Consider the following 8,118-nt stretch of genomic DNA (forward strand, 5'->3'; position numbering starts at 1 on the left):
TCAGATGTCCAATATGTATTGTAGTCCTACAGAAGCCCCAACCGGGCCTTTGAAATTTCTCTTGACACTACGCCAACGGTCTGCTATACTATCAGAGCAAAACAAAGCAGGATCGGTGCCCCCATCCTCACCTCCAGCCCACGGCAAAGAGGTCAATCAGGTTTCCCGTGCGCGCCCGATGCGGCGCGTGCGTGTTCAGGTTGGATGCGGGTACCGGACTGGTAGCCGTTTTTTTGTATGTATCTGAGAATTGGAGGTGCTTTCGTATCAGCAAACAGGGTCATCAAATCAACGAAGAGATCCGCGACAAGGAGGTTCGCCTGGTCTCCGACACCGGAGAGCAGCTGGGCATCATGTCCGCCCGGGAAGCGCTGGAGCGCGCCATGGACGCGAATCTGGACCTGGTGAAGATCTCTCCCACTGCGAATCCCCCCGTCTGCAAGCTCATGGACTACGGCAAGTACAAGTTCGAGCAGACCAAGCGGGAGAAGGAGGCGCGGAAAAACCAGCACGTCGTGGAGATCAAGGAAGTCCGTATGTCTCCCAGTATCGACGTGAACGACTTCAATGTGAAGCTCCGCAACGCCCAGAAGTTCCTGGCCGAGGGCAACCGGGTGAAGGTTACGGTCCGCTTCCGCGGCCGCGAGATGGCTCACACCGACATCGGCAAGGGCCTGCTGCTCAAGTTTGCCGAGCAGTGCGGCGAGGTCGCCACGTTGGACAAGGACCCCAAGCTGGACGGACGGCACATGTCCATCTTCCTCTCCCCCAAGGTTGCCAAGGAAGCCAAGAAGTCCTGAACCCCGCACGTTTTGAATTGAAAGAAAAGGAGTTTTACCACCATGCCTAAGCTCAAGACTCACAGCGGTGCGAAAAAGAGATTCAGCCTGACCAAGTCCGGCAAGGTCAAGCGCGCCCACGCCAACAAGCGTCACCTGCTCAACGGTCACGACAAGGACACCAAGCGCAAGAGAGGCCTCCGCGCCGGCGCTTATGCGGACAAGACCAACGAGCCCGCCATCAAGCGCATGATCCCCTACAAATAAGATAAGACTGATTTTTACCTTAACATAGGAGGCTTTTTACAATGGCTAGAGTCAAAGGCGCGATGATGACGCGCAAGAGAAGAAATAAGGTCCTCAAGCTGGCCAAGGGCTACTGGGGCGCCAAGAGCAAGCACTTCAAGATGGCCAACGAGCAGGTGATGAAGTCCCTGTCCTATGCCTACACCGGCCGCCGCCTGAAGAAGCGCGACTTCCGCTCCCTGTGGATCACCCGCATTTCCGCCGCCTGCAAGATGAACGGGATGAACTACTCTACCTTCATGAACGGCCTGAAGAAGGCCGGTGTGGAGATCAACCGCAAGATGCTGGCGGAGCTGGCCGTCAACGACAAGGCCGCTTTCACCACCCTGACCGAGCTGGCCAAGTCCAAGCTGGCCTGAACTACTCCCACGTTCTACCGGCCGCAGCGTACGCTGCGGCCGCTTTTTTGCTATGCAAAAGCATAGCAAAATTGGCCATGTGCCGCTTTCAGCGGCACGGCCATGAAATTAAAAGCGCGGGGGCCGGGACGGCCCACATGCGCAAAAACTTCATACGCCCCGGCTTTTGCCTGTGTTCGTGGTGCGCCCGTGGCGCATGAAGTTTTATTCCTGTTCAATACCCATTGTATACGCCTCTGCCCCGCGGCGGAAAAGCTGCAAATTTCCTGCCGGGCGGGCCGGGTGTGTCCCCTGCTCTGCCCGCCTGTCAAGGCCCAATCAGACGAAAAACCAGTCAGTCACCGCCCTGTTTTTTCTGTTTCGCCCCCATTTCCCCCTGGATTTTTTCTCCATTTATTTGACATAATTCACCCATCTCAGCGCCTCTACAGAGAGTTATTCACATTGTCCACCGGGTTTTCCACCCCCTCTCCTCCTTAGCGTCCCAGTCAGTTATGCACTTATCCACCCAGTTATCCACCTGCTTCAACCGAAGTCCCCACTTTTGGCCGCTTTGGAGTCATAGTAGACATAACACAATTTTGAATCCCGTTGCCGCCCTCTGTCAAAAATGCACCGCCCCGGAAACCAAGGTTTCCGGGGCGGTGCATTTTGTCTCAGCCCTGCTCGATGGAGCGGGTGGCATAGGCGTTGAGGGCCAGATCGCCCCGTCGGCCCGCCTGATACTCGTAGTAGGCCTGGCAGCCGATCATGGCCCCGTTGTCCCCGCACAGAGACAGGGCGGGCAGGTAGAGCCTGTGGCCGCTGGCCCGGCAGGCCCGCTCCAGATCGGCCCGGATGCGGCTGTTGGCCGCCACCCCCCCCGCCACGGCCACCTTGCCATAGCCCGTCCGGCGGGCGGCCTCCATGGTGCGGGGCACCAGGGTATCGCTCACCGCGGCGGCAAAGGAGGCGGCCAGGCCAGGGAGATCCAGCGTCTCCCCCTTCTGGGCGGCGTTGTGGGCCAGATTGAGCACCGCCGTCTTGAGGCCCGAAAAGGACATGTCCAGCGGCGCGTCGGCCACGTGGGCGCGGGGGAGCTCATAGCGCCGGTCGTCCCCCCCCTGGGCCAGAGCGTCCATGGGCGCGCCGCCGGGGTAGCCGATGCCCAGCACCCGTGCCACCTTGTCAAAGCACTCCCCCGCCGCGTCGTCCCGGGTAGCGCCCAAAATCGCCATGTCCGTGTAGTCCCTCACGTCTACCAGCATGGTGTTGCCGCCGGAGACGCACAGGCAGACGAAGGGGGGCTCCAGCTCGGGATGAGTGATGTAGTTGGCGGCGATGTGGCCCCGGACATGGTGCACCGGGATCAGCGGCACCCCCAGTCCATAGGCCGCTGCTTTGGCGAAGTTGACCCCCACCAGCAGCGCACCGATGAGGCCGGGGGCGTAGGTGACCGCCACGGCGTCGATGTCCGCCCGGGTCAGCCCCGCCCGGGCCAGGGCCTGGTCGGCCAGGCCCGCGATGGCCTCCACGTGCTTGCGGGAGGCGATCTCCGGCACCACGCCGCCGTAGACGGCGTGCATATCCGCCTGGGAGGCAATCACATCGGACAGCACGGTGCGGCCGTCCCGCACCACCGCCGCCGCGGTCTCGTCACACGAGGATTCAAAGGCCAGGATATTCATCCGAATCAGTCCTTTCTTGCGGGATCGTCAGGTACATATCAGGCGGCGGAAAAAGCCGGCTCCGCCTCAGTGCTCGTCTGCCGGAATGTGGATCACCCGCCGGAACAGCGGGTTCGGGAGCTGGCCCCGATACAGGCCCCGGTGGGCATCCTGGAGCCGCTCCGGCTCTGCGGCGTCCTCCTCCGGCCACACCAGCATGGCGTATTGCACACCGAAAATCCGGGTCTGGTAGTCCAGCCGCCGGAAGCCGGAGCGCTCATAGAAGGACTGCCGCCTGGCCCGCAGGGCGTTTTCCTCCGGCGGGGCGCTCTCCTCCTGGGCCTCCGCCTCCACCAGTAGGGAGCAGCCCCCATAGCGGGCCTGGAGCAGGGAAAGCGCCAGGGTACCGGTTCCCCGCCCCCGGCCCTCCCGGCACACGGCCAGATAGTCCAGCAGCGCCACGCCGTACGCCTCCGACCGCCACAGGAAAGCGTACGCCAGCAGCTCCTCTCCCTCGTACATCCCCCAGGTGTCGTATACCCCTGCCGCCCGCAGGCGCTCCATGGAGGCAAGAGGCCGCCGCTCGCTGGGCGGAAAATCGGACCGTACCCGCTCCCGGTACACCTGCCGGAGCTGCCGGGCGGTGAGCAGACGCAGTTCAGCCATGGCGGTCAAACTCCACCGTCATCAGCAGGGCGTCCTCGTGCTCGGCACGGTAGTAGTTCTTCCGGCGGCCCACCTCCCGGAAGCCCAGCTTCTCATAGAGGGCGATGGCGGGGGCGTTGCCCGCCCGCACCTCCAGGGTGAGGAAGGCCAAGTGCTCCCGGCCGTACTGTATGTATGCGTCCAGCAGGGCCTCCGCGATGCCCTGGCGGCGGTATCGGGGGGCCACGGCGATGCGCTCCAGGGTGCCCTCGTCCAGGATCACCCGCACCTCGGCGTAGCCCAGCACCGTCCCGTCCTCCCCCACGGCCGCCGACAGGGAGAGCAGCTCGTTGTCCAGCTCACCCGCCAGCTGCGCCTCCGTCCAGGGATCGGAGAAGCACTGCCGCTCCAGCTCCGCCGCCTGGGGCAGATGGGCCCGCTCCATGGGGATCAGCCTGTAGTTCATCCCTCTGCCCCCCTCAGTAGAGCGCCCGCAGCAGCAGGGCCGCCAGCAGCACCAGGAACAGGACGCTGCCCAGCAGCAGCAGGCCGCTGCCGGCCAGCCGGCTCCAGGCCAGCCGCCGCCCCGTCCACTTCCACAGCCGGGCGTCCAGCCGCCGCAGGAAGCGCCGCAGCCTCTGGGGCCGGAGGAGCATCGCCACGCCCAGCGCGGCCAGCGCCAGCCCCAGCAGGCAGAAACACACTTGCAATTGTATCATGTCAACACCTCTGTTACATCCAGTAGGGCGGCTCCGGCACCGCGCCGGGGGGCGGGTCTATGACCACGTCCGTCCGGGCCGGGCCGTAGATGGCCCGGTGGGCCGCCTTGAGATCCGCCCGATCCGCCGGGGCGGGCCCCAGCACAAAGACCTGGCAGAGCAGGCCGCAGTTGAAGCTCTCATAAACGGGGGTGCAGCCGTTTCGGGCATAGAACCCCAGGCGGCGCAGCCGCAGGGGCCGCTCCTCCTCCGGGCCGCCGGAGCGCTCCGCCTCGGCCTCGACGAGTACCGTCCGCCGCCCCGCCTCCCGGGCGGCCAGCATCTTCAGGATGGCCCCGCCCAGACCGCCGTTCCGGCGGGCGGCGGTCACCCCCAGATAGTCCAGAAGCACATAGTCCGGCCACTCCGGAGTGCTCCACAGGGTGGCGTAGCCCAGCAGGGCCACCCCATCGTAGAGGCCCAGCAGCTCATAGCGGCCCTCTGCCGCCAGGGCGCGGATGGCCTCCAGCGGCTTGCACTCGCAGGCGGGAAAGGAGGCACACAGCTCTTGGGTGTACCAGTCCGCCCAGTCCCGGGCGGGAATGGGGCGCAGATCCATTAAAGCTCCTCCCCTTTCATGCTATCCCAAGCCTACAGCCGCCAAAATCAGGGAGAGGATGGAAACCAGGATCACCACCGCCGGGATGATGATCATGGCCGTCCCCAGCACCTTTACGGTCGCCAGATAGTACTTCGACGGCTCTCCCCCCTCCGTGTCCAGAGCGTGCTTCAGCTTCCAGCACCAGTCCGGCTTGCGCACCATGAAAATCCCTAGAACAATGATCGCCGCTGAAATCAGGCAGATTCCGAGATAATCCATACATGCTCCTTTCTCCGTCAGCCCTTGGCCTCCGCCCAGCTCTTGCCCGCGTGGGCCTCGGCGGTGAGGGGAACGGCCAGCTCGGCCACATGCTCCATCTCCTCGGCCAGCAGGCGCTGCACCTGCTCCGCCTCCCCCTCGGGGCACTCTACGATCAGCTCGTCGTGGACCTGGAGCACCAGCCGGGCCTCCAGCCCCTCCCGGCGCAGGCGGCCGTCCACCCGGAGCATAGCCTTTTTAATGAGATCGGCGGCGGTGCCCTGGATGGGCATGTTCAGCGCCACTCGCTCGCCGAAGGAGCGCAGGTTGAAGTTGGAGGACTTGAGCTCCGGCAGCCACCGGCGGCGGCCCATGAGGGTGGACACATAGCCGTCGGCCTTGGCCCGCTCCACCACCTGGGTCATGTAGGCGTGGACGCCAGAATATTTCTCAAAGTACTTTTCCATATACGCCTTGGCCTCCGCCCGGGTCACCCCGATGTCCTGGGACAGGGAGAAGTCGGAGATGCCGTAGACGATACCAAAGTTCACCGCCTTGGCCCGGCGGCGCATCTCGTGGGTCACCTGCTCCGGGGGCACGCCGAACACCTGGGAGGCGGTGACGGTGTGGATATCCTCCCCGGTGCGGAAGGCGGCAATCATGTGCTCGTCCCCCGCAATGTGGGCCAGCAGGCGCAGTTCAATCTGGGAGTAGTCCGCATCCACCAGCACCCTCCCCGCCGGGGCCACAAACATCTTGCGCAGCTCCGCCCCCAGCTCGGTGCGGACGGGGATGTTCTGGAGGTTGGGCTCGGTGGAGCTCAGCCGCCCGGTGGCGGTGACGGTGTTCTGGAAGGAGGTGTGGATGCGTCCGTCGGCGGCGATGACCTTGGTCAGCCCATCCACATAGGTGGATTTCAGCTTGGCCAGCTGCCGGTAGTCCAGCACCGCCTCCACGATGGGGTGCTTGTCCCGCAGCTTCTCCAGCACGTCGGCGTTCGTGGAGTAGCCCGTCTTGGTCTTCTTCACCGGGGGCAGGCCCAGCTTGTCAAACAGGATGCGGCCGAACTGCTGGGTGGAGTTGATGTTGAACTCCTCCCCCGCCAGCTCGTAGATGAGGGCCTCGTCGGCCTGAATACGCCCGTCCAGCAGGATACCGAAGTCGGCCAGTGCCCTCCGGTCCACCAGCATGCCCGCCCGTTCCATTTCCGCCAGCACGGGACAGAGGGGCAGCTCCAGGCCGTAATAGAGCTCGTGCATGCCCAGCTCCTCCAGCTTGGGGGCGAGGGCCCCGTACAGCGCGGCCGTCAAGGCGGCGTGGGCGCACATGGCCTCCGCCGGTCCCGCCGGGTCGGCCAGGGGACCGAAAGCGTCGGGGGCCAGGTACTCCTTTGCCTTGGGGAACTCCTGGTTGAAATAGGTGATCCCCAGCTTCTCCAGCTCGTAGCTGCCGTCGGTGGGAGAGAGCAGATAGGCGGCCAGGGCGGTGTCAAAGCAGAACCCGTCGGCGCTCAGTCCCTCGTCCAGCAGCAGGTGCATCAGATCCTTGACATTGTGGGACACCTTTTGGATCTCCCCGGAGAACAGGGCCCGCAGCAGCTCATTGTACCCCTCCAGCCGGTCCGCCGCGCACAGGGCAGCCCTGGCTCCGCCGTCCCAGGCCACCGCCACCACATCCAGAGAGGGCAGGGCCAGCACCGCGACCCACGGCTCCCTCCGCCACTGCTCCACCAGCTCCTCCATGCGAACCCGGTCGGTGACGCGCTCCTGCCGGACGGCCCCGGCGGCGGGCTTGTCCGCCCGTCCGGCCGCCGGGCCGCCGCTCAGCCCCATCTTGTCGATGAGCTTGTTGAACTCCAGCGCCAGAAACAGCTCGTACAGGGCAGGGCCGTCCGGCTCCCGCCGCCGGGCGTCCTCGGGGGAGAAGTCGATGGGCGCGTCGCAGCGGATGGTGGCCAGATCATAGGACATTCTGGCCTGTTCTTCCCCCTCGGCCAGCTTTTTCTTGACCGCGGGCTTGGCCTCCACGCCCTCCACGTCGGCGTAGATGGCCTCCACGCTCTGGTAGCGCTGGATCAGATCCATCGCGGTCTTCTCCCCAATGCCCTTGACGCCTGGAATGTTGTCGCTGGTGTCCCCCATCAGCGCCTTCAAGTCCACGATGTGGACGGGGGCGAAGCCGTAGGCCTCCCGGAAGGTCTCCGGGGTCATCTCCTTCGTGGTGGTCTGCCCCATTCGGGTGGACACCAGCTTGACCCGGGTGCTGTCCGTGACCAACTGGAGCGAGTCCTTGTCGCCGGTGACGATCACGGTTTCCCACCCGGCGACGGTATCCCTGGCGGCGATGGTGCCGATCAGATCGTCGGCCTCCCAGCCGTCCAGCTCGTAGCGGGGGATATTCATGGCGTCCAGCACGTCCTTGAGCACGGGAAGCTGGGCGGCCAGCTCGTCGGGCATCCCCTTCCGCTGCGCCTTGTAGCCCTCGTAGGCCAGGTGGCGGAAGGTGGGGGCCTTCCGGTCGAAGGTGACGCACAGGGCGTCGGGCTTCTCCTCGTCCAGCAGCTTGAGCAGGATGTTGACAAAGCCATAGACGGCGTTGGTGGGCTGCCCGTCCTTGGTGGTAAGCATCCGTATACCGTAAAAGGCCCGGTTGATGAGGGAATTGCCGTCAATGACCATGAGTTTCATGCGGTAGCCTCCTGTCCCCGGGCACGCCCGGAGCAATTCAATGAGATAATATTATACCATATTATAATATTTTAAGCAATAAAGGCGTGTGCCCGATGGAATCGGGCATTGTAGGACTACAATACATATTGGACATCTG

At 64.3% G+C, this 8,118-nt stretch carries 10 protein-coding genes; 3 read left to right on the forward strand and 7 right to left on the reverse strand.

The annotated features are described in order from the left end of the window. Nucleotides 1-233 precede the first annotated feature (233 nt). The 3 genes from infC to rplT are packed head-to-tail and all read left to right on the forward strand — an operon-like array spanning nucleotide 234 to nucleotide 1,444. Nucleotides 234-800 (forward strand): translation initiation factor IF-3, encoded by a 567-nt coding sequence (gene infC, locus HMPREF0372_RS03250; RefSeq protein ID WP_044940520.1) that lies wholly within the window; start codon nucleotides 234-236, stop codon nucleotides 798-800. Between the two features lie 42 nt (nucleotides 801-842). Continuing rightward, a complete protein-coding gene (rpmI, locus tag HMPREF0372_RS03255; protein WP_007488951.1) occupies nucleotides 843-1,046 on the forward strand; it encodes a 50S ribosomal protein L35 in 204 nt (67 codons plus the stop codon). 41 nt (nucleotides 1,047-1,087) lie between these two features. After that, entirely contained in the window at nucleotides 1,088-1,444 is a 357-nt protein-coding gene (rplT, locus tag HMPREF0372_RS03260; protein ID WP_007488952.1) for a 50S ribosomal protein L20, read from the forward strand. Nucleotides 1,445-2,100: 656 nt separating this feature from the next. Here the strand turns inward: rplT and tsaD are convergent. The 7 genes from tsaD to polA form a co-directional block, all read right to left on the reverse strand. Next, nucleotides 2,101-3,111 (reverse strand): tRNA (adenosine(37)-N6)-threonylcarbamoyltransferase complex transferase subunit TsaD, encoded by a 1,011-nt coding sequence (gene tsaD / locus HMPREF0372_RS03265; protein WP_007488957.1) that lies wholly within the window; start codon nucleotides 3,109-3,111, stop codon nucleotides 2,101-2,103. A 66-nt stretch (nucleotides 3,112-3,177) separates the two neighbouring features. Then, nucleotides 3,178-3,756, reverse strand: a complete 579-nt coding sequence (locus tag HMPREF0372_RS03270) for a GNAT family N-acetyltransferase (protein WP_007488959.1) — start codon at nucleotides 3,754-3,756, stop codon at nucleotides 3,178-3,180. After that, nucleotides 3,749-4,201: a ribosomal protein S18-alanine N-acetyltransferase gene (gene rimI, locus HMPREF0372_RS03275; protein WP_007488961.1), complete on the reverse strand. Its 453-nt coding sequence runs from the start codon at nucleotides 4,199-4,201 to the stop codon at nucleotides 3,749-3,751. The genes HMPREF0372_RS03270 and rimI overlap by 8 nt, the downstream gene beginning before the upstream one ends. Nucleotides 4,202-4,214: 13 nt before the next feature. Then, complete coding sequence (locus HMPREF0372_RS03280; protein WP_007488962.1) at nucleotides 4,215-4,454, reverse strand: hypothetical protein; 240 nt, start codon at nucleotides 4,452-4,454, stop codon at nucleotides 4,215-4,217. A gap of 13 nt (nucleotides 4,455-4,467) precedes the next feature. Beyond that, entirely contained in the window at nucleotides 4,468-5,052 is a 585-nt protein-coding gene (locus tag HMPREF0372_RS03285) for a GNAT family N-acetyltransferase (RefSeq protein ID WP_007488963.1), read from the reverse strand. Between the two features lie 21 nt (nucleotides 5,053-5,073). Next, entirely contained in the window at nucleotides 5,074-5,313 is a 240-nt protein-coding gene (locus HMPREF0372_RS03290) for a DUF6199 family natural product biosynthesis protein (RefSeq protein WP_007488964.1), read from the reverse strand. A gap of 17 nt (nucleotides 5,314-5,330) precedes the next feature. After that, entirely contained in the window at nucleotides 5,331-7,979 is a 2,649-nt protein-coding gene (polA, locus tag HMPREF0372_RS03295) for a DNA polymerase I (RefSeq protein ID WP_007488965.1), read from the reverse strand. Between the last annotated feature and the right edge of the window lie 139 nt (nucleotides 7,980-8,118).

It is taken from the genome of Flavonifractor plautii ATCC 29863 (assembly GCF_000239295.1).
Taxonomy (GTDB): Bacteria; Bacillota; Clostridia; order Oscillospirales; family Oscillospiraceae; genus Flavonifractor; species Flavonifractor plautii.

Bases quoted from the DNA above. Each gene is read 5' to 3' on its own strand.
- rpmI (WP_007488951.1), top strand. From the start codon at position 843: ATGCCTAAGCTCAAGACTCACAGCGGTGCGAAAAAGAGATTCAGCCTG.
- rplT (WP_007488952.1), top strand. From the start codon at position 1,088: ATGGCTAGAGTCAAAGGCGCGATGATGACGCGCAAGAGAAGAAATAAG.
- tsaD (WP_007488957.1), bottom strand. From the start codon at position 3,111: ATGAATATCCTGGCCTTTGAATCCTCGTGTGACGAGACCGCGGCGGCG.
- HMPREF0372_RS03270 (WP_007488959.1), bottom strand. From the start codon at position 3,756: ATGGCTGAACTGCGTCTGCTCACCGCCCGGCAGCTCCGGCAGGTGTAC.
- rimI (WP_007488961.1), bottom strand. From the start codon at position 4,201: ATGAACTACAGGCTGATCCCCATGGAGCGGGCCCATCTGCCCCAGGCG.
- HMPREF0372_RS03280 (WP_007488962.1), bottom strand. From the start codon at position 4,454: ATGATACAATTGCAAGTGTGTTTCTGCCTGCTGGGGCTGGCGCTGGCC.
- HMPREF0372_RS03285 (WP_007488963.1), bottom strand. From the start codon at position 5,052: ATGGATCTGCGCCCCATTCCCGCCCGGGACTGGGCGGACTGGTACACC.
- HMPREF0372_RS03290 (WP_007488964.1), bottom strand. From the start codon at position 5,313: ATGGATTATCTCGGAATCTGCCTGATTTCAGCGGCGATCATTGTTCTA.
- polA (WP_007488965.1), bottom strand. From the start codon at position 7,979: ATGAAACTCATGGTCATTGACGGCAATTCCCTCATCAACCGGGCCTTT.